The organism is Edaphobacter modestus (assembly GCF_004217555.1).
GTDB classification, from domain to species: domain Bacteria; phylum Acidobacteriota; class Terriglobia; order Terriglobales; family Acidobacteriaceae; genus Edaphobacter; species Edaphobacter modestus.
In genome coordinates this window covers 1-18,274 of record NZ_SHKW01000006.1, presented here as the reverse complement: position 1 = coordinate 18,274, position 18,274 = coordinate 1, and the positions used below count along the sequence as shown (strand labels likewise).

General features: G+C 54.1%; 16 protein-coding genes. 9 read left to right on the top strand and 7 right to left on the bottom strand.

Translation table 11 applies throughout. From position 1 onward, the window contains the following. Window positions 1–14 precede the first annotated feature (14 nt). The gene (locus tag BDD14_RS29125; RefSeq protein WP_130424771.1) at window positions 15–437 is read right to left on the bottom strand and encodes an HNH endonuclease; all 423 of its coding nucleotides are present in this window, start codon (window positions 435–437) and stop codon (window positions 15–17) included. A gap of 234 nt (window positions 438–671) precedes the next feature. Here BDD14_RS29125 and BDD14_RS29120 point away from each other — a divergent pair, with 234 nt between their 5' ends. Then, on the top strand, window positions 672–1,700 hold the full coding sequence (locus tag BDD14_RS29120) for an HNH endonuclease (RefSeq protein ID WP_130424769.1): 1,029 nt from the start codon (window positions 672–674) through the stop codon (window positions 1,698–1,700). Between the two features lie 22 nt (window positions 1,701–1,722). On the opposite strand, the gene BDD14_RS29115 is transcribed toward BDD14_RS29120, so the two are convergent. The 6 genes from BDD14_RS29115 to BDD14_RS29090 all read right to left on the bottom strand — a co-directional run bounded on the left by BDD14_RS29115 (window position 1,723) and on the right by BDD14_RS29090 (window position 10,879). Further along, entirely contained in the window at window positions 1,723–2,106 is a 384-nt protein-coding gene (locus BDD14_RS29115) for a hypothetical protein (protein WP_130424768.1), read from the bottom strand. Between the two features lie 12 nt (window positions 2,107–2,118). Further along, window positions 2,119–4,095: an AAA family ATPase gene (locus BDD14_RS34875; protein WP_130424767.1), complete on the bottom strand. Its 1,977-nt coding sequence runs from the start codon at window positions 4,093–4,095 to the stop codon at window positions 2,119–2,121. Window positions 4,096–4,097: 2 nt separating this feature from the next. Next, the gene (locus tag BDD14_RS29105; protein WP_130424765.1) at window positions 4,098–4,286 is read right to left on the bottom strand and encodes a hypothetical protein; all 189 of its coding nucleotides are present in this window, start codon (window positions 4,284–4,286) and stop codon (window positions 4,098–4,100) included. After that, window positions 4,283–5,695: a DEAD/DEAH box helicase family protein gene (locus BDD14_RS29100; RefSeq protein WP_242618371.1), complete on the bottom strand. Its 1,413-nt coding sequence runs from the start codon at window positions 5,693–5,695 to the stop codon at window positions 4,283–4,285. The genes BDD14_RS29105 and BDD14_RS29100 overlap by 4 nt, the downstream gene beginning before the upstream one ends. A 704-nt stretch (window positions 5,696–6,399) precedes the next feature. Further along, on the bottom strand, window positions 6,400–6,894 hold the full coding sequence (locus tag BDD14_RS29095) for a hypothetical protein (protein WP_130424761.1): 495 nt from the start codon (window positions 6,892–6,894) through the stop codon (window positions 6,400–6,402). 91 nt (window positions 6,895–6,985) lie between these two features. Next, the gene (locus BDD14_RS29090) at window positions 6,986–10,879 is read right to left on the bottom strand and encodes a DNA methyltransferase (RefSeq protein WP_130424759.1); all 3,894 of its coding nucleotides are present in this window, start codon (window positions 10,877–10,879) and stop codon (window positions 6,986–6,988) included. A 159-nt stretch (window positions 10,880–11,038) separates the two neighbouring features. Here BDD14_RS29090 and BDD14_RS29085 point away from each other — a divergent pair, with 159 nt between their 5' ends. The 8 genes from BDD14_RS29085 to BDD14_RS29050 all read left to right on the top strand — a co-directional run. Next, window positions 11,039–11,290, top strand: a complete 252-nt coding sequence (locus BDD14_RS29085; RefSeq protein WP_130424757.1) for a hypothetical protein — start codon at window positions 11,039–11,041, stop codon at window positions 11,288–11,290. Between the two features lie 401 nt (window positions 11,291–11,691). After that, a complete protein-coding gene (locus tag BDD14_RS29080) occupies window positions 11,692–12,624 on the top strand; it encodes an ArdC family protein (RefSeq protein WP_130424755.1) in 933 nt (310 codons plus the stop codon). An 87-nt stretch (window positions 12,625–12,711) separates the two neighbouring features. Next, window positions 12,712–14,400 carry a ParB/RepB/Spo0J family partition protein gene (locus BDD14_RS29075; RefSeq protein ID WP_130424753.1) on the top strand — a complete coding sequence of 563 codons (1,689 nt, stop codon included), beginning with the start codon at window positions 12,712–12,714 and terminating at the stop codon, window positions 14,398–14,400. A 54-nt stretch (window positions 14,401–14,454) separates the two neighbouring features. Further along, window positions 14,455–14,736: a hypothetical protein gene (locus BDD14_RS29070; RefSeq protein WP_130424751.1), complete on the top strand. Its 282-nt coding sequence runs from the start codon at window positions 14,455–14,457 to the stop codon at window positions 14,734–14,736. Window positions 14,737–14,917: 181 nt separating this feature from the next. Next, on the top strand, window positions 14,918–15,772 hold the full coding sequence (locus tag BDD14_RS29065; protein WP_130424749.1) for a RepB family DNA primase: 855 nt from the start codon (window positions 14,918–14,920) through the stop codon (window positions 15,770–15,772). Between the two features lie 370 nt (window positions 15,773–16,142). After that, window positions 16,143–16,514: a single-stranded DNA-binding protein gene (locus tag BDD14_RS29060; RefSeq protein WP_130424747.1), complete on the top strand. Its 372-nt coding sequence runs from the start codon at window positions 16,143–16,145 to the stop codon at window positions 16,512–16,514. A 186-nt stretch (window positions 16,515–16,700) separates the two neighbouring features. Further along, complete coding sequence (locus tag BDD14_RS29055) at window positions 16,701–17,978, top strand: SIR2 family protein (protein WP_165420390.1); 1,278 nt, start codon at window positions 16,701–16,703, stop codon at window positions 17,976–17,978. Next, the coding region (locus BDD14_RS29050; RefSeq protein WP_207231930.1) for a hypothetical protein at window positions 17,968–18,274 on the top strand (307 nt) is incomplete at its 3' end. The genes BDD14_RS29055 and BDD14_RS29050, both read left to right, overlap by 11 nt.

Genomic DNA, 18,274 nt, shown 5'->3' with positions numbered 1-18,274 from the left:
TGGATACCCCCTGCTCAATGTTTCTGGGAGAGCTCAAAGTTCAGTGGCACACTCTGAGCCGCTGGTTTGCGAACGTTGAAATCAAAGTACGTCTGTTCGTGGCCTTCGGGATGCTGTTCTCGCCACAGGACCAGCAAAAGTGGCGGAAACTCTGTAAGGACAGCCTTCGTCCGGTGAACCTTCGCGTGACATCCCGCACAGAGTGCGATCATCAGATGCAGCACAGACTTGCCCGGTTCCCGATGATGAACTCCGGGATCTGGATCACCGCACACCCTACAGGCGTATCCATCGCGCTCTAAGACCTGCTCTCGCAGGCCGCCAAAATACTCGGCATCCTGCCGCTTCAGCGTGTAGCAGGTCGCGCAGAGGCCCAGGGCGAGGATCTTCTCATCCCCGCAAGGACAGCATATTGCGCGTTGTACTGGCCTCTTCATCCCGTCTTTGTCTTCACTTCTCCTCGCTCTCTATTCTCTCGCCCCCGGACGTGTTGGACAAGCTGGGGGCTGATGGAGCCAGGTGAGCAACCACTATCTTCTACAACGGTGGCTTTGGATTTAGATGAGTAACGCACGTTCGCGGAACAGTACGGAGTTGGCAAGTTGGAGGCTGAATTACTATGGTTCGAGCCGACAAAGGCAGCTGCACCGACTAGCACCACTGGAGATTGAATGCCTCGTTTAGCGAAGGCGCGTTTGCGTCAAGTGGTCCTTGACGCACTGGAAGCTTCCGGATATGCGATCGAATACGCGGGCGCTGTTCACCCTTTTGAGATATCGGTCCGCACCTCTCTCCGAGAGGAGCGGCTGCTGGTTTACGCCTGGAACATAACTCACGGAGGAAAGGGCCGTTCTGCCGACGAATACAGGATTCAGATCACCGGAGTGTCACATATCTCGTTTCAGAAAGAACGTAAAACTCTCCTGCTAGGTGTCGCAGAGCTGCCGGAATCAGGTACTGTGATTGCGGCTTTTGATGCTCGGAGTCACAAGAATTTTGGCTCCTCGCCTTCAATCCAGGTCCAAGCACCGACTCTGTTGAAGGCCGAGCTAGACGGACTTGCTTCAGAAACGAAGGAACTTGCTGGCGGTCACGCAGAAATTGTTTTTGCGTTTCGACCTGAAAACTTGGGTCAATTCATAGAAACGCTCTACCCTGTGTATCACTCGGCGGGATCTCCTCTGGCTACTACCGAAGCTATCAAAGTAAATAAGCTGGACTTCAGCAAGCCAAATCTTGACGCTAATGATCTGACTGGGGTGGCCGCCAACCGCAAGAAGGCGTTAAGAACAGTCGCACGGTGGGTTCGTGATCAGAACTTTCGCCGAAACGTGATGCATGTTTACGGTTATCGATGTGCAATATGCGGTCTTCAAGCAAAACTGGTCCACGGAAGTCATATTGTTCCCGTAGCTTCAGGCGGAACCGATGAAACCGTGAATGGCCTCTGCCTTTGCGTACTGCACCATGAGGCCTATGACCGAGGACTGTTGGCAATTGACGCGACAGGCCGGATTCTGCGTAACACCGCGATGGTAACGGCACTCACAAAAGCCTCTCTTTCAAGTGGACTTGACGCCTTCTTCAAAGTTGCGAGGGTAGGTCAGATGATCCATCTTCCAGCGGATGCTAAATACGCTCCCCGGCCCGATTTCTTGAAGAAGAATCTTGTTATTAAGGGTGCCACAAACTTCGCGTAGGGCTATGAGGTTAACTGCACAATCAACCAGGTTGAGATCCCTTTGCGGCGTCTGTAGCTCGCTGAAGTATGCGCTCAATCCGCAGTCCAGAGGCAGATGCCATCTCTTTCGCGAGCAAGCCGAAACCAGTATCCATCAACGATTCGAGAGCACGATAGGGAAACTGCGTTTGAGGATAGAGGTTTTGAATTAGCGCTTTAAGATCTCCGCCCTCATCAAGGGTGCCAACATTCCAGATTGTTCCGGTGCCTTCGATTGGACCTGGCTCGCAACCTTGTTCTACAGCAAAGGCAAACGCGAACTTGGCGGCATCCATGTCCCTCTTGAACCCAACAACTTCCACCATCTGCTCCATTGTTGCCTTACCACTGTCGGTCAGACCGATCGTCTTCTTGTCTTCAGCCATCACTCTCTCCTCCTAAACGATGCTTTGCAGCTCTGAATGCCGGGCTGTGAGTCGCGCGATGCGGTATTCCTTTCGCAAGGAGCCCTGAAGCTGATTGCGAGCTTGTGTCGGATTCAGTTCGGACTCGTAGACAAGAAGCATCACTTGATCCGCCATACTTGAGAGTGCTTGAACCACTTTTGTTGTGTGAACATCATCGAGGCGTCCAAACGGAGAGTCCATAACGATTGGTCCGCTTAAGGGAGCATTTCGCTGAAGGGCACCCATCAACGAAAGAGCGACAATATGTTCGGCCCCAGCCGATCTTACGGGTATCTGTGATCCATCCTCATGCACAATCGTGAGGCCGTAGCTGTCGTTGATACTTAACGCCGTGTATTCAGGTTCACTCGTCAGTTTCACAAAAAGGCTGGTCGCATCTCGCTCGACCCTTGCACGCAAACGTTCGCGGTAAGCATCGACTGCAGCAGCGAAAAGCGTCCGCAAACTCTCGCACATTTCTTTCCGAGCCCGCTCGGTACCAAGATCGATGTCGGAAAATTTCGCCATCTCAGCTTCTACCTTGCTGATGTTGTCATTAGCCGTCCGGAGAGCTTCCTCCTGCTTCTTTACGCCCAACTGCAGAATGGTGAGTTCCGACACCGTTTTCTCAAAATCAGAGTACAGTCTCCGAACTTCAGTTTCATCCAGGTCTTTGGTCTGCTCTCTGATATCAGCGAGGCTGTCTTCGGCAGATGCTTTCTCAATTCTGAGATCGTCAATTGCATTCTGAATCTCCTGAAGCACTTCAACACCACTGCCAGCCTCGCTTTGTTTGAGCGCGGTGATGCGCCTGTCCAATTCCTGAATGCCAGCTTCAAGAAGAACATGGTCTTCATTCGTTTCGCCGTCTGCGATTAGCTTTGCCAGCCGTTCAGATGCGGCTGCGGACAGATCATTGCCACACGTCGAACATTCGCCGGCCTTCAATGCCTCTCGAAGCTTGCCGACTACATCGGAAGAAATAACAGCCCTTTGGTATCTATCCCGGAGAGCCCTTAGATCCTGTTCAAGGGCGACTCGTATCTGCGCGATTCGACCAGTGAGCAGGCCTTTCCAAGCCATCGTGAGAAGCTCTTTGCGTCGATCTTCTTTTTCTCTCAACTTGGCCTCTGCGACCGTGATCGCATCTTCAAGTCTCTGGCGATCGTCCAGAAGTCCCTTGGTGCGCTGAGTCTTGCGCATCTGATCTTCGAGCGCCGCTTTGTTTAGTCGCAACGACTCCATTTCTCCCTTAAGCCTGTCAACCTCTTGCTGTTGCCCGTCTCTCTGTACAAGAAGGGCCTCATGCTGATTGCCTAACGTCTGTGTCTTTTGGTTCTTTTGGGCAGCTTTCGCCTCGCGTTTCTGCGCATCTTTTGCGAGTTCGGTGAGATCGAGACGGCCGTTCGTAAGTACCGGAACTCCAAGAATGCGCTCGATAGCCTCTTTGATGCTGCGGCCCATATCGCTCTCGTTGTGCAGCAATTCCTCGTATTGCTGGAGAAGTTCGCCATCGAAAAGAAAGAAGCGGGAAACGGTCTCCGGCATGATTCGAGCTATAGCCGCGTCGCGGGCGTCAGGACTCAGCACATCGCCATTCTTACGAAGAAAGCAATCTTGCTGATAGTCGATATCACTTTGAGGAACCGCAATCCCTGCTCTTGGGCGGTGTTCCCTCGTCAACTCGTATGACGACGCTTCGTGCTCAAACTCCAGCACAACCTTGAAGCCGTAAATGCCATCTTTCGCGGCTTCCCAGTTCCCTATTTGATGGAGAGCCATTTGGCTCGCGCCTCTCGTTATCACCTTTCCGAAGAGCGCATATCGAATCGCGTTCAGAAGCGTCGTCTTCCCGCGCATATTCTCCCCGTAGATGATCGACACTCCGCTCGCCGCTGGAACTTCGATTCGCTGCTCACCCTTAAACGGGCCGAAATTGGCAAGTCTAATACTTCTTATCGAAAGCATGACTAGGCCTCTCCCTTGTGGTTCAACTGCTCATCGATAGCATCTGAGATACGCCTGAAGGCTTCAGGACGGTTGTCTGGGAACTCTTGTTCTACTGCGACAATCGCCTTCACTAGACTTGGCGAGAGGTTCGGAAAGCGCTCTCGTCTAATCTCCTCAATCGTGTCAAGCAACTCTTCATCAGGCGTCATTCTTCGTCCTCATAACCTTCGCCCAGCAGCGCTTTGTAGTCATTCGAAAACGTAAGGGCTATCCGTTCCAAATCTGTGATTGCAGCTGGATTCATAGCTGATCGACCGAACTCCAAAGACCTTGCGATCTCGCCAGCGACGATGTTCACTCGTGGATCTTCTCCTGCCGACGCTTCTTCCGAGATTGACGGTAAAACAAGAACATCATGGATGTTTGCGACACTCTTTCCAAGAAAACGGCGTAGCACGCGTCCTCGCCGCTGCACGTACTCACGAGGATTCTTTGAAGATGCAAGTATAAGGGCATGTGTAACTGAGGGAATATCGACACCCTCATCAAGGCACCTTATCGACACAATGATCCCGCCATTCGCCTCAAAGAGACGTACGGTTTGTTCCTTATCACCTTCCATCGACGAGTGGTACTGCATACTGTTCAGGCCGAGGCTGTTCAGGGCTCCCTGCACCTCGCCAAGCTGGGAGAGATCGTCGCAGTACACCAACCACCGATCGCCTGGACGATATTGGTTCTGAAGAATGGATGCCGCAATCGCTACCTTCCCGTTCGCCTGTTTCAGCACTCGGCTCCGCTGAATTAGGAGGTACTTGATCTGCTGCTCAGAACCTGAGTTGTTTTCTTTATTCGAAGCCGCTTGCGCACAAAGCCGCTTTATCCGCTTCGTGATCTCATCCCAAGTCTCCTGCTCTACTGCAGTGAGTCTCACTGTGTGGACGTGATAGAAGTAGGGCGTCAGGGCGCCTGATTTGATTGCGTCCTGCAGGGTGAACGGTGGGGGAACAATCCCTTCGAAGTATTCGAGCGTCTTTCTGGTTCCCTCCTCATCGCCGGCTCTCCTCGGAGTTGCGCTAAGGCCCAACCGTGGGCCAGTCTCCAGGATCAGCAGTTGGAGGTTGTTCGAACTTCCTATCCGGTGAACTTCATCAGCAACAAGGAAGAGGTGCGCACCTTGTCTAACGGCGCTACGAAATTCTGGCATCGACGCGGTCTGCATCGTTGCTAGAACGATACGCACTGTGTCTGAACCAGGTCTTGTCCATGGTCCCAATAGGTTGTCACGCCACTTGGTATTCCCTGCCCCACATCTGAGAATCTGAGGCTCCAGATCCGAAAGAGCGTCACGGATTTCGCGGTCCCATTGCAGAAGTAGCAATTCACTTGGAACTAAGACAAGTGGAACCTCACCCTTGCCCAGTGCATCTCGGATCGCGGAGATTGCAGTAAAAGTCTTGCCGCTCCCTGTGGCGTGCTCTAGAATTCCCCGTCTTCCGCGAGCTTCCCAGCTGCTGAGGGCAGCACTCTGATGAGGGCGCAGAGTCTTGCTGCCAGCTGTTTGGCGTGCTTCAAATTTTTGGGCTGCTTCGATTTCTTGGCAAATCTGATCGACCATCTCCGGCCAGCGTTGCGGGTCAGAGGCCGCTACCAGTTCAGAATGCGCTATATCCGGAATTTTCCTGACGGTGACACCATCACATTCATTCCGCCAGAGGGACTCAAAATACTCCTCGTTCTCCTTTACTCGGGCCGCCTCTCTCGCGTGCTCCCAAGAGAGAAACACATCCACTGACTCAAGGTTGCCGTCCGCGGAAAGTCCTGACCACGTTTCATTCATTGAACCTTTGAACGAGATCGTATTAGAGAAACCATCGTGAAATATGCCCAACTTGTCGTGGAACAGACGTCGATGCTGCGACCCCGAACTCATGAATGCAATTCTTACGTCAATCACTTCAAGAGCAATCAACGTGGCAAGCACGACAGCTGGCTTGTGGAGATATGGTGTAGAGAGCATGTAGCGAATGTCTTCTCTGAGCGCCTCCGCATTGTGGGCTTCTTGCTTTTGCGAATATCCGCTCTCTATAGCCGCAATGTCATCAGCCTGCATTACTGGTGAGCAGATCAAACGCATCTTGCCCTGTCGGCTCACGAACGTTTTGAGACTTGGCCATGCCAGAACGTAGATTGCGCTGTTGAAGAATCCGACCGCCCTGTCATATTCATCCGCAATGCTCATGCACGGCAGGTAGAAATCTTTTGCGATGTCATCTCGCCCCTTACGATATTCCGTTCTCAGCGGGAGGCTTGCGAGTCCATTCATCCTTGCGCTCCGAAGAGTCGCTTTAAGGTCTCTTTCTGACGCTCCAAAATGGCATCACTGAGTTGGCGTGCCTCAGCCGCGATCACGACCTCAGCTTGCCCGCTCCCTAGTCTACGGATTTGCCTACCAAGTCCTTGAGCGAAGGCTTCATAAATCGTCTCTGGCAGCACCTGTACATTGCGCGAGTATGCGAAATCCGGATACATCTCTGCGTCCCAAAGTACGAAGACTTTGATATCGGGACGATAACCAACAAGTAAGGGGATCCGCCCACCGGAACTATTGAAATTTCCTCGTTCATTGCGCGCCTGTCCTGGCACGATCAGTTGGATCTTATGTTCCCCCATGCCCCGCCCACCGGGTGGATATGTCGCGTTATATAAGTAAACTCGTAACTTTGGCGGAAGCTGGCCGACCAGATCCACCTCAAGAGGCTTCAGGGTGACGTCACTATGAGACGCAACGAAGCCATCCAGCGCGCTGAGGAACATTTTATGAAGTTCCTCAGTCGAAAGTTTTGGATTTGTCTGAGTCGAGAGGCTAGGCATGAGTGAGTTCTGCAGCTGGGTATACGTCGACTAATCAACGACTCAGCGCAAGCTCTCCTTTCGGCAGACTCTCCCAAATCGCGCGCACGTCAGCATAGTCAACGAACTCAGAATCACCATGAGAAGCCAAGCGCCTCATGACTTCTGCGTGGACGCCCTGAAGACCACGCTCCGAGGTTGGCTCTTCTCGAACGATAGAAGCAACTAGCTCACTCAGCATTCGCAGGGCGTGAGGCCGGTTCCTCTTTGACTTAGAGGCAGGTGTCTTGCTCGCGATAATTGCTTTACGCAGATTGAAGATCACATCGAAATGAGCAACGTCCTCTTCCCCACCCCTACCCTTATAGCCCTTATGACTCTGTTGCTTTCGGTCAAGCGAAGCAGCTTCATGGAACTCAAACCCGTTCACAAAAGCCGCATCTTTGATGGCCTGCCATACCGCAGCATCAGTGTTGTGGAATACGATAGTTGCCCATCCTCCAGGCTTCAAAACTCGGGAGATTTCGCCAAGTGCGGACGAAATTAAGACACCATATTGCTCCAAAGACTTACCGCCGTTCTCGACTGCAAGAGAACGATTAACAACAGCTTCATCCTCAGTGTTCGTAAGCGTTCCTAACCAAGACTCCCAAATGAGATTGCAGTCCGCGTAGAAGATGTTCGATCCAAATGGCGGGTCGGTGAAAACATAATCGACGCTCCCACTTCGAACATTTGCAAGCTTTGTAGCGCTGCCCAACGTGACACTCGGAGCCTCAGCAATACGAGGGCGGAAACTACGGTAGTACCTTTGCAATTGCGCCATTTTGTTTCGCATCACCTCAAACACATTTGCTTCGGAAGAGAGTTGAGGGATGTAAAGCGTTCCTGTTAGGGGACGTTGACCGCCTCTCGCATTAAAGCGACGCATACGACTTCCATGCCAAGAAGTATTCGTAAAGGCGAAGGCCAAGGCACGTTTTATACGATCGTCTTTGATTAGACCGATCTCTCTCCAGAGCAGGGCTAGGGCATGTAGGTTTCGAGGGGTATAAAGATCCGCAACGGATGACACGCCCTTGAGTTTGAGCGCACAACGGATGTACATTTCACGATCCGCCCCAAGCGGAATGTCGGGAGTCCAGGCCGCGATATCCTCACGCTTGAATTTAAGAGCCTTTGCGATATCTCTAGATGACGCAGCTTTCTCGTGACGCTTGCCATCAGGAAGCTCATATGCGATCCAAGCGGGTCTACTCTTGCCAGCCTTGAGGTCCTTACGGCTAATCTCTGTGCTGCAAAGTGGACAATCTATAGTCGGCCCGACTCTGCCTGTTTTGTGATCGATCGCATCCCAGAGCGCGAACGATTTTTTACAAAAGGGACAAGAATGCTCAGTGCTCCACAGGGTCCAATGAATGAGTCCAGGCGTTCCATCTGAATGTTCAGTGCTGTAGAGTTCCCGAAACATTCTACCAAGCCTGCGTTCGAGTAAATCAAAGCCTTCCATCAGAGCCACCGGATCGCATGGGTGAGTATGATTCCACGCGAGGTGAACCGCTGCAGGGGAAAGATCATTTAAGATCGCTCGCCGGCCAGCCAGCGCCGCAGCAACACCTGTCATACCAGAACCACAAAACGGGTCCAGAATAACGTCGCCCGGTTTGCTGTAATGCTCAATGAATGGATGGATAGCTTCGGGTGGAACCTTCGTGTGGTAACTGTGTGCTGTGTAAAAGGCACTGTTGCGTCCGCCCTCGACGCGAATTGATTGGATCGATTCGTCGCAGGTCTCCTTCGACTTGCTGACCGGCAGTGCGCCAGGCGCCGACAAGTACCCGTTCAGAAACACCTGATCAGATACTCCTTCTGTAGCGGATGTCATCTCTGGCCAACTCCAAAAACCGTCAGTTTCGATCAGGTTTGCAGATCGGCACCGCTCTGCGATCATCGGCATTGTGATACCCGAAACGGAATACTGAGATGCCATTACGTCTCGCAGAACGGCAGAATAAATCTCGTCAGTCCGCAAGCGAGTATCTCGAACAACACTGCGAATCGAATCTTCTATGAACGTCGAGGGTGGCGGAAATGGAACCGGCATTTGCATGGCTTTCCCCTTCCTTTTGAGACAGAGAACTAGATCCAAGCAGGTCACATTTTCTTTACCGTTCAATCCTTTGACACCTTTGATAGATGGCTGTCCCTTGTCCAAGATATGCACCGTCTCCGTTTGTAGACCGGCATCCGCTAACGCCTTTTGTACTGAGGTCCATACCGCGTCATCCGAGTTCGAGAATGCAAGCACGGCTCGACCTCCTGGTTTCAAAATGCGAGCACTGTGGGAGAAGGCCTCGCACATCAGGGAGCCATACTGATTGAGGGTTTTACCTCCAGTTCCTGACGCACGGTGTTTATTGACCACGATTTCCAAAGATTCATCTGTCAAAGCTCCCAGCCAGGATTCCCAAAGCAGCGAAGAGTCGGCATAGAAGATATTTGAGCCAAAGGGGGGGTCCATGAAAACCATATCGATGGAACCATCTGGAAGACAATCAAGATCAGTTGCCGAACGCTGAAACACGTCGGCAACTGCTGTCGTTTTGGGGAACTGTTCGTAAAAGCGAAGTACATCAGCAGCCTTCCGCCTAAAGAGGCTCCAAACATTCCACTCGTACCGCAGCGAAGAGATGTATAGCGTACCGGTCATTACGTTCGTCGGTCTCTTAGCATTCCACTGATACCGCTTCGAGGCCCTATTCACACATGCTGTAAAGGCGAACAGAAGGGCCTCTCGCACCCGTTCATCCGCCACCTGCAGAATCGTGTGGCGGAGTGCGGCCAAAACATGAAGGTTCCTCTTTGAGAAAAACTCCGCAACCCCCGTCACCCCCATCGAACGATGCGAGGCTCGCCACATCTCCCTTTCGTGTCCGAAGGAAACAACTGGAATCCAGTATGGAATAGGTGCTTTTTCAGATTCTTCGATTAGTGCAAGTTCCTCAACTGTAGGAGCGTGGCTGTCGATTCGGCTTGAGCCCGACGACGTTTGGGTTAGAACTGGCTGTTCACCTATCCACTGCAAATCGGCTTTTCGAAAACGCTCTCCACAAGCGGAACATGCAACTCTATCGCCGTCTACAGATCCATTTTTCTGAACGCTCTCCCAATAGACGATCCGGCTGCGGCACGAATGGCAGCGAAAGACGTCACTCCATGTGGTGTACTCAACGAGCGTCGAGGCACCCAATGGGCGATACAGCCAAGAGACGATCGGCTCCATTTGTCGAGCTATCGTCTTGAGCGCTTCGGCAAACGCTTTCGGATCACAGGGCCGTGTGTAGTTTCGCGCTATATGGACTGCTGCAATCGAAACGTCAGACAACAGCGCGTTCCGATCAGCAAGTAACGCAGCGACACCTGTCATGCCAGAGCCGCAAAACGGATCAAAGACGGTATCGCCAGGACGAGTAAATGCTTTGATGAAAGGCACTATGGCATCGGGCGGAACCTTGGTGTGATAGCTGTGTGCCCGCTGATAGACGGAGGTCTTAGAGACCACAATACGGTCTGCTAAACCATTTCTGCGGGCTTGACCGCTACCCGGTACCGGAACATCACGAGGCACCTTGGGATATGTTGTCGGATGTTGCTCGGTTCGTTGCCGAATTGCAGCTACACCCGCGGCCGCATTCGCCTCAAAAACGGAACGAACGTCGTTTGGTAACCGGCCTGCACCAAGCATCAGTAAATCAGGAGGCAAGTTCAACAGCGAACTAAGAACCGTAATTTGCTCTTCACTCGGTTGACGTTTACCTGCTTCAACCAACGATAAGAGCGACTTTGTGACGCCTAGTTGTTGCGCGACGACTGCTTGCGAAAGGCCAAGCTGCTCTCGTCGTGAACGAATAGCCTCATGGGCGGACCAGACGTTTGGATGAGCTTGCACTTTCCAAGAGTGAAGGTGTTGACACTATTTGTCAACACCTTCAGTTTCAAGCAATATGTTCAACTAGACTCATCCCATACCTTAATTCAGGTATAGCATTGAAGGCGAAGGAAAAGCGAACTAAAATTACCGAGGGCTTTCCTTCTACAACAGGAGGTAATGGAAGCAGAGATGACGCAAGCCGAGTTTGAATCACAATGGCAACCCATCCCAGGGGAAGATTTCCCGCTTCCCGCGTGCCCTAAGGGGATGGTCTTATTGAAGGCTTTCGCAGACGCTCATCCCGACTCGTTCAAATTCATCCGACCGGAAGACTTCGTGCATTTCGAAAACGACGCTTTTGCTGGGATTGAGGAGTGGGACGTGTTCGCCAGCCATTGCCTTTCGTGTCACGCTTGTAATGAATTGTGATTTCGGAAAATGTTCTCTTTGACCAAGTAGAGGGAGGATGTTTCCTCCCCGACTGCTGACGGCGAAACACTGGCCGTCATCCGTCACCCACCTCAGCAGGGAGCTCCACCCTCCCCGCAACGCCCCTCCGCTAAAAGCAAAAACAACAGCAAACGCAATCTCCTCCGCTCCGCGCCTTGCAAGGAAACCAAACCTTACTGAGGAGCGCTGCTCCTGGCGCGCGCAAGGTGATGGAAAAAGCTCCGTGCAGCTCCAGGTATTCGCTTCCTCCGGCCTGGCGGCTAGCCTGTCGGCCACTTTTCCCACACCCTGCACTTGCCGCCCTCGCTGGCGTGGGCCAGGGCCAAGGCGTGTTTGTCAGCAAACACAGCAAGGCCATTCAAAAACGGAGGAATCACCCCATGAGCAGCAACGCCACCACGAACGAAACCAGCAATGTTACTTCCCTTCCCTCAACCTCCAAAGCGCAGACGGCCAAAGAAGTTATTGCCGCCAACGTAAAGCTCCTCATCGAGCAGCTTGAGGCAGGCCACAGCGAAGGACTCACCGCGTACCTCACCGCAATGGGCCGTTTCCATAACTACAGCTTCGGGAACATCCTCGAAATCGCACGGCAGAGGCCGGATGCAACCCGCGTTGCAGGGATGTATGCGTGGAACCAGCTAGGCCGCAAGGTCATCAAGGGACAGAAGGGCATCCGCATTCTCGCTCCCATGATCGGGATTCGGAAGAAGAAGGACAGCGAAGCCGAGAAGGACATCACCAAGCAGAATCAACCCGTACTCGTCGGCTTTCGTTCGGCCTACGTCTTCGATGTGAGCCAGACAGAGGGCGCACCGCTCCCCGATCTCTCTGAGCGGGTGAAAGGTGAAGTGGGTGAGTACCGGGAACGCCTCATCGACTTTCTGATCGCGCAGGGTATCGAGCTTGAGTTTAAGGAGAGCATCGCCCCGGCGCTTGGCATGAGCTACGGAGGCCGCATCGCCATCCTTCCCGGACAGGCCGCAGCCGAAGAGTTCAGCACGCTAGTCCATGAAATCGCACACGAAATGCTCCACAAAGCAGAGCGCAGAACAGCAACCACCAAGACCGTCCGCGAGACGGAGGCCGAGGCAATCGCCTTTGTCGTCTCGCAGACCATCGGCCTCGACGCTGGAAAAAGCTCAGCCGACTACATCCACCTGTACCACGGCAACGCCGCGCTTTTGGCCGAGAGTTTGGAAGTGATTCAGCGCACATCAGCCTTGATTCTTTCCGCCATCGAAACGCCCGCCACAGCAGAGCAGAGCGAGGCTGAAGCCGACCCCGAACCCGCACTGGCGCAAGCCAGCTAACCAATTCTTCCCTTCATGAGGGCGGACGGCTCAGGCCGTCCCGCTCCAACCACCCCGCGCGTCCCAACCCGCCCAAGGAGGGCACTCATGCAAAACAGTAGCGCATTTCAGTACCTCGCCATCGATACCATCCACGAGTCCACCACGAACCCCCGGCGCACTTTTGACGAAGCCAAGTTGCAGGAACTCGCAGCCAGCATCCGACAGCATGGGCTCATTCAGCCCATCACCGTCCGGCCAAACAACGAAGGATTTGAGATCGTTGCAGGAGCAAGGCGCTATCGGGCTTCGTTGCTGGCTGAACAGTTCTCAATCCCGTCTCGTATCGTCGAACTCACCGACGCACAATCCCTTGAATGGGCTCTGGTTGAAAATTCTCAGCGCGTCGACGTTCATCCCTACGAAGAGGCGCAAGGTTTCCAACAGTTGCTCGACATTCCCGGCTACGACGTAGCCGCCTTGGTCGAGAAGTCAGGCAAGAGTGCAAGCCACATCTACGCCCGTCTGTCTCTTCTGCAACTTATTCCCGAAGTGGCCGAAGCATTCACGCAGGAGCGCATCACCGCCAGCCACGCCAACCTCATCGCCCGTTTGCCGCAGGAGTCACAAGCCGAGGCATTCGAGCAGTGCTGGCGCAAGGATTGGCAGGACGCGGAGCCGCACCTTCTACCCGCCAAGCACGTATCCGCTTGGATTCAGAACAACCTCTATCTCGCGCTTGCGGATGCACCATTCGACCGCGAAGACCCCACTCTCAACCCCGCAGCCGGAGCTTGCGTCACTTGCCCCCGTCGCAGCGGATACAACACTTCCCTCTTTTCAGACGTAACTGACGGCGATCAGTGCCTCGCCGGACCCTGCTATCAAATCAAGCTCACTTCCCACATCGACCGCGAGATTGCAGCCCGTCCCGAGCTTATCCAGATCGAGAACGCGTGGAGGAACGCACGAGAGCAGAGGCCCGGAGCTGTCCAGCGCGGGCACTTCCGCGAGATCGAGACCGTAGTCGAGAACCCGGACGCCGAGCCAGCCCCGCCGTGTGCAGCCGCGAAACCCGCAATCATCGTCTATGGCAAGCGCGTAGGAACCACTCTCACCGTATGCACAGACGACGATTGCCCCGTACACGACCCACGAGCAGCAGAAGAACAAGCCGCCAATCCCGCCCCGACAATGGCGCCCGCGTCCGAAGCCGAGACACAGGAAGAGGCCGAGGAACGCCAGCGCAACTACGAACAACAACGAAAGGAGTACGAGCGGGAGCAGGAGCGGAAAGCCAAAGAGCGGAAACAGCAGTTCGAGCGGGAACAGAAGGAGCACGAAGCCGAGCGCGCGCGGAGAGAGAAGTTGCAGAAGGCGCGTCTATCCAAGTTTGACCGAATTCTAGACAAAGCCCCGGCCATGTTCAGCGCAGCGCAGTTGAGGGTATTTCTCCGCGCCCTCGTCACTATCGACCCTTACGCATTTGATGACATAGCGGAACAGCTTGCCGCTAACGACGAAAACAACGAGCAGACCTCCGAAGAGATTTTGCTATCCACCATCGGTGGACTACCAGATGACAAGCTCACGGGGTTTGCCATCCGGCTTATCTTCAGTGGACACACAGCCATTCCGCGCGAAAACGAAATCGACTTTCTAACTGAAGCCGAGGCCGTGTTTGCTCCCCCACAACCCAAGAAGACGGCAAGCAAGAAAGCGAAGACACCCACACCGATCAAGGCCGCTCAGAAGACCGCAGCGAAGAAGACGGCTAAGAAGCAAGTTGCAGCCTAACCCGCAACGGGAGTCAGCTAACCGGCTCCCGCTCTTTTCCAAAAGGAGGAGATCATGTTTCAGTTCAACTACAAACTCAAGGTCGCCGAGCGGGTGAAGGCGAAGTGCGAACGGCATCCACGTTACAACCCGGAGCGAGACGGGCGTGGCGGAATCAAGGGTGGATGCTCGACCTGCTTCTCTCTCTTTGACCTGCATCAGGCGAGGTTATCGCTGGACGCCGCTCACAGGGATTTTCTAAGAAGAGCCTTGCCCTGGACGCGGGTTCGTCAGCCACGCAACAGGTCAAACGCACCGAGGCAGAATGACCCTCCATTTGGAAGCCAACCTCTCTAACCCGAGGTTGCGCTTGCACTCCATTTGTCTCCGCAAAAAAGAGTGCGCAATGGTGTCAAAATCTGCGCCTCTCATCTCGCTTAGAAGGTAGATGCCGAGACTCGCCCACTCAAGGCGGGCGGCGGGGCCTTTCCCTCCCCTGCACCCCTCCTAAGCCAAAGGCATCTGGAAGGAGACTTCGATGGACAAGACCGAATCCACTGTTCGCGTCATGCTCACAGCTATCGAGGTGCCGCTCTACGATGTCGGTGTCCTGAATGAGCGTGGAATGCTTCCGAGACTCGACGGCATCTCGGCCGCGGCGGTCTTCGACAGGCTTTCTCTGCTCAAGTACCGCAACGCGCACGGCTCGCACATCTACATTCGTCCATCGGGTGAGCATCGCTTTACCACGCTCGACGATCTCAACGAGACCTCGCTCGCCAGACTCTCGGCAGACGGCTTCAATCCGTGTGCCGTGATCGAGACCAGCGCCGGCAACTTCCAGGCGTGGCTCAAGCACTCACGGGTATTTCCTAAGCTCCTCGGGACCTTCGCCGCGCAGACATTGGCGGGACGATATGATGCCGATCCCAGCGCGGCTGACTGGAGGCGGTTCGGACGGCTTCCCGGCTTTACGAATTGCAAGCCAAAATACCGCAAGGCCGACGGCCTCTTCCCTTTCGTTCGTTTGCACAGCTACACCGGACAGCAGTACCCGATGGCGCAGGCCTTTGAGCAGGAGATAACGAAGTTATACGAGACCCGAGAGCATGAACACGAGGCGAGGCGTTTGCAACGTTCTCTTTCTCCCCAAAGGGAACCGAGGTTATCGAATTTATCCCTTGAGCGCTTCCGAACTTCTATGAAGTACCAGGACCGGCCCGCCGCCGCTGACATCGCTTTCTGTGTCGCCGCTTTTGCCAATGGCATGACCGACGATCGGATCGGATGTGCCCTTGAAGACGACTACCTCTCCCGCGACCCCAGCCCTACAAAACGAGCTGCCTACATCCGAAGGACGATGGAGAAGGCGAGGAGATGGATCGGCCTATGAGCATCGGTGCTGCATTTGCCCTTGTCGTTCTTCCTCCTGATTGTGGAATGACTCTTCTAGTTTCTGAGCTGGCTTTTGCAACTCGCGCCATGAGAGAGGCCATTGAACAGGGCAGCTCCCTTCCGGTTTGCCTTTCTATCTGCGTTCAGCGTGCCGCGCTCAAGACACCCCCGCCCTTCGGACGCACGCTCTCCTTCCAAGAATCCGCTACGCGCCTCTCAAGAGGTGCGGACTCCTGCCCCCAGGCAAGCTGTGGTCCCCTTCCGCAGATTCCATCCAGTCGCCGAGGGAGTGGGTCGCGACGGCACACCCGTTGGGCAAGCATGTACCGCAGACAGCGGACAAACCAAAAGAAACGGAGATAAACACCATGTTCAACAAAGTCATCCTCATCGGCCGCCTCGGACAGAACGCAGAAGCCAAAACCGCTCAAAACAACAAAGAGTATGTCATCCTCAACATCGCAACCCAGGAAAGCTGGAAGAACGACAAAGGCGAGTACGAAACCCGCACCGAGTGGCACCGCGTCTATGCCTGGAGAAATCTCTCCAAGTTCGCCAAGACTCTCCAGAAGGGGCAACTCATCACCCTTGAAGGCACTTTGCGGTATCGCGAGGTAGAAGATGAGGTCAAAAACACTTCCTTCAAGCACCGAATAGCAGAGGTCCACGCCATCAGCATGAAGCGGCTCTCAAAGATCGAAGCCGCTGATGATCCTACTGACGGAGCCGACGACGAGTAATCGTCGCCGGCGTAGATGGACGAGGCCGCTAACGGTCTCGTCCATCTTTTGCTTTTGCTGAGTACAAGCACATTCCATAACTCCTCACAGAGACCTTTGGCAACTGTCTTACCTCCGAAGGGGCTGTGTCAGCTGGGTTTGTCCGGCTGCACCACGTGCGCTGCTATAATTCGGCGGGGCTCCGCCGTGAGTGAAAACAGGTACTACCTTGGCTCATCGCCAATCGTTCTCAAAACCGATGAGGACTATAGCCGTCTGATCCAGCGACTTCGCCAATATCTGGAGGTACGGAACCTCTCCGTCCTCATGGGAAACGGCTGTAGTATTCCTCTTGGTTCGCCGGTCATCGGCGATGCTGGAAGTCTTAAAGGTGAGTTCGCAAAGACCAAGTATCAACTTACGGACAGTGCATGCCAGGCGACCGCGCTCAAGACGCTCGAGGTCCTTCTGCCGAAGGCCGGCAAGATTGGGATTGAGCCGCTGCTGACCGTCCTCGCGAATATTCAGGCGAATGAACAGCTTCTCGGCCATCAGACAACGATAGGCGGCAAACCCGTTTCGGCTTCAGACGCCAGGAGTCTTGAACAACTCCTGAAGAAGTGGCTTTTCCTTAAGTGCAAGGAAGTCAGCGAGACTGAAGACTCCAAACTCAGATTCCACGAAGAATTGCTTCGCCGCATATTGCTGCGCAGCACCACTTTGCCACGGGCAAAGATTTTTACCCTTAATTATGACCTGCTGATTGAGCGAGCGCTCGATAACTTAGGCGTGCTCTATTTTGATGGATTCCTCGGGACCATTAATCGGACTCTCCGCACGGAGTCCTACCACTACGATCTCTATTATCCCGGCGAGACGACGGAGGGCCGCGTCACCCGCGTCGACCGTGTGATTCATCTTTACAAACTCCACGGAAGCACTAATTGGCGCCGGCACGGTTCGAAGGGGGCTGAGGTCGTTATCCGCCACGGAAGTCCGCAGGACACGGAATACGGTGATGTGATGATCTACCCATCTCCTCTCAAGGTTACCGAGATGAACGGATACCCCTACTCGGAAATGTTCAGGCATCTGAGCGCACAGATCACGCAGCAACAGAGTGTTTTGTTGGTCATTGGCTATCGCTTTCAGGACAGCCACGTGAACCGGCTCATCTATCAGGCTTTGAGCATTCCGAGCTTCGTACTCGTCATCGTGACGCCCTCCCTCATCGAACCGGCAAAGGGCAGCGAGCCTGGCGAGGAGCACGAGATTTGGCGCCTGACACAGATCGACAGCAAGCGGATTCTCGTTATTGTCGGCGGTGAAAAAGGGGCAGATGGCAATTATGTGAGCGGAGCTGGAACCCTTCAGGACTTCAGCACTAAACTGATGCCCGACATCTCCGAGTTGAATACGGAAGCCAAAGCAAATGAAGAGCTGGCAAAGATATTGAAAAAGCCGAGTGAGCCTGATGCCAAGTGATCGGACGATCGGCCGAACGGTGAAGGTCAAGACCTATCAGGTGCTCGTTGAGTTGTTGCCGGAGACGAGCAGTTACGTCAAAAGCAGTCTGGGTGGACTGTATTCAATCGCAGTTATCAATAGTTTTGTGATTGTCCCGGTTGGCAGCGAGCGTGTGGTAGCCATCGTCACCAGCCTGGATATGGCGGAAGAGGCGGAGGCGAGCATGCAGACTCGCCAGATGCTGGTGATCGCGAGGCCCCGGCGGACGATTTGGGCTAGCATGATCGGCACACTGACGCAAAGCGCCCGCGGTG

Coding starts and splice junctions, on each gene's coding strand:
- BDD14_RS29125 (WP_130424771.1), bottom strand. CDS start 437: ATGAAGAGGCCAGTACAACGCGCAATATGCTGTCCTTGCGGGGATGAG.
- BDD14_RS29120 (WP_130424769.1), top strand. CDS start 672: ATGCCTCGTTTAGCGAAGGCGCGTTTGCGTCAAGTGGTCCTTGACGCA.
- BDD14_RS29115 (WP_130424768.1), bottom strand. CDS start 2,106: ATGGCTGAAGACAAGAAGACGATCGGTCTGACCGACAGTGGTAAGGCA.
- BDD14_RS34875 (WP_130424767.1), bottom strand. CDS start 4,095: ATGCTTTCGATAAGAAGTATTAGACTTGCCAATTTCGGCCCGTTTAAG.
- BDD14_RS29105 (WP_130424765.1), bottom strand. CDS start 4,286: ATGACGCCTGATGAAGAGTTGCTTGACACGATTGAGGAGATTAGACGA.
- BDD14_RS29100 (WP_242618371.1), bottom strand. CDS start 5,695: ATGGTCGATCAGATTTGCCAAGAAATCGAAGCAGCCCAAAAATTTGAA.
- BDD14_RS29095 (WP_130424761.1), bottom strand. CDS start 6,894: ATGTTCCTCAGCGCGCTGGATGGCTTCGTTGCGTCTCATAGTGACGTC.
- BDD14_RS29085 (WP_130424757.1), top strand. CDS start 11,039: ATGGAAGCAGAGATGACGCAAGCCGAGTTTGAATCACAATGGCAACCC.
- BDD14_RS29080 (WP_130424755.1), top strand. CDS start 11,692: ATGAGCAGCAACGCCACCACGAACGAAACCAGCAATGTTACTTCCCTT.
- BDD14_RS29075 (WP_130424753.1), top strand. CDS start 12,712: ATGCAAAACAGTAGCGCATTTCAGTACCTCGCCATCGATACCATCCAC.
- BDD14_RS29070 (WP_130424751.1), top strand. CDS start 14,455: ATGTTTCAGTTCAACTACAAACTCAAGGTCGCCGAGCGGGTGAAGGCG.
- BDD14_RS29065 (WP_130424749.1), top strand. CDS start 14,918: ATGGACAAGACCGAATCCACTGTTCGCGTCATGCTCACAGCTATCGAG.
- BDD14_RS29060 (WP_130424747.1), top strand. CDS start 16,143: ATGTTCAACAAAGTCATCCTCATCGGCCGCCTCGGACAGAACGCAGAA.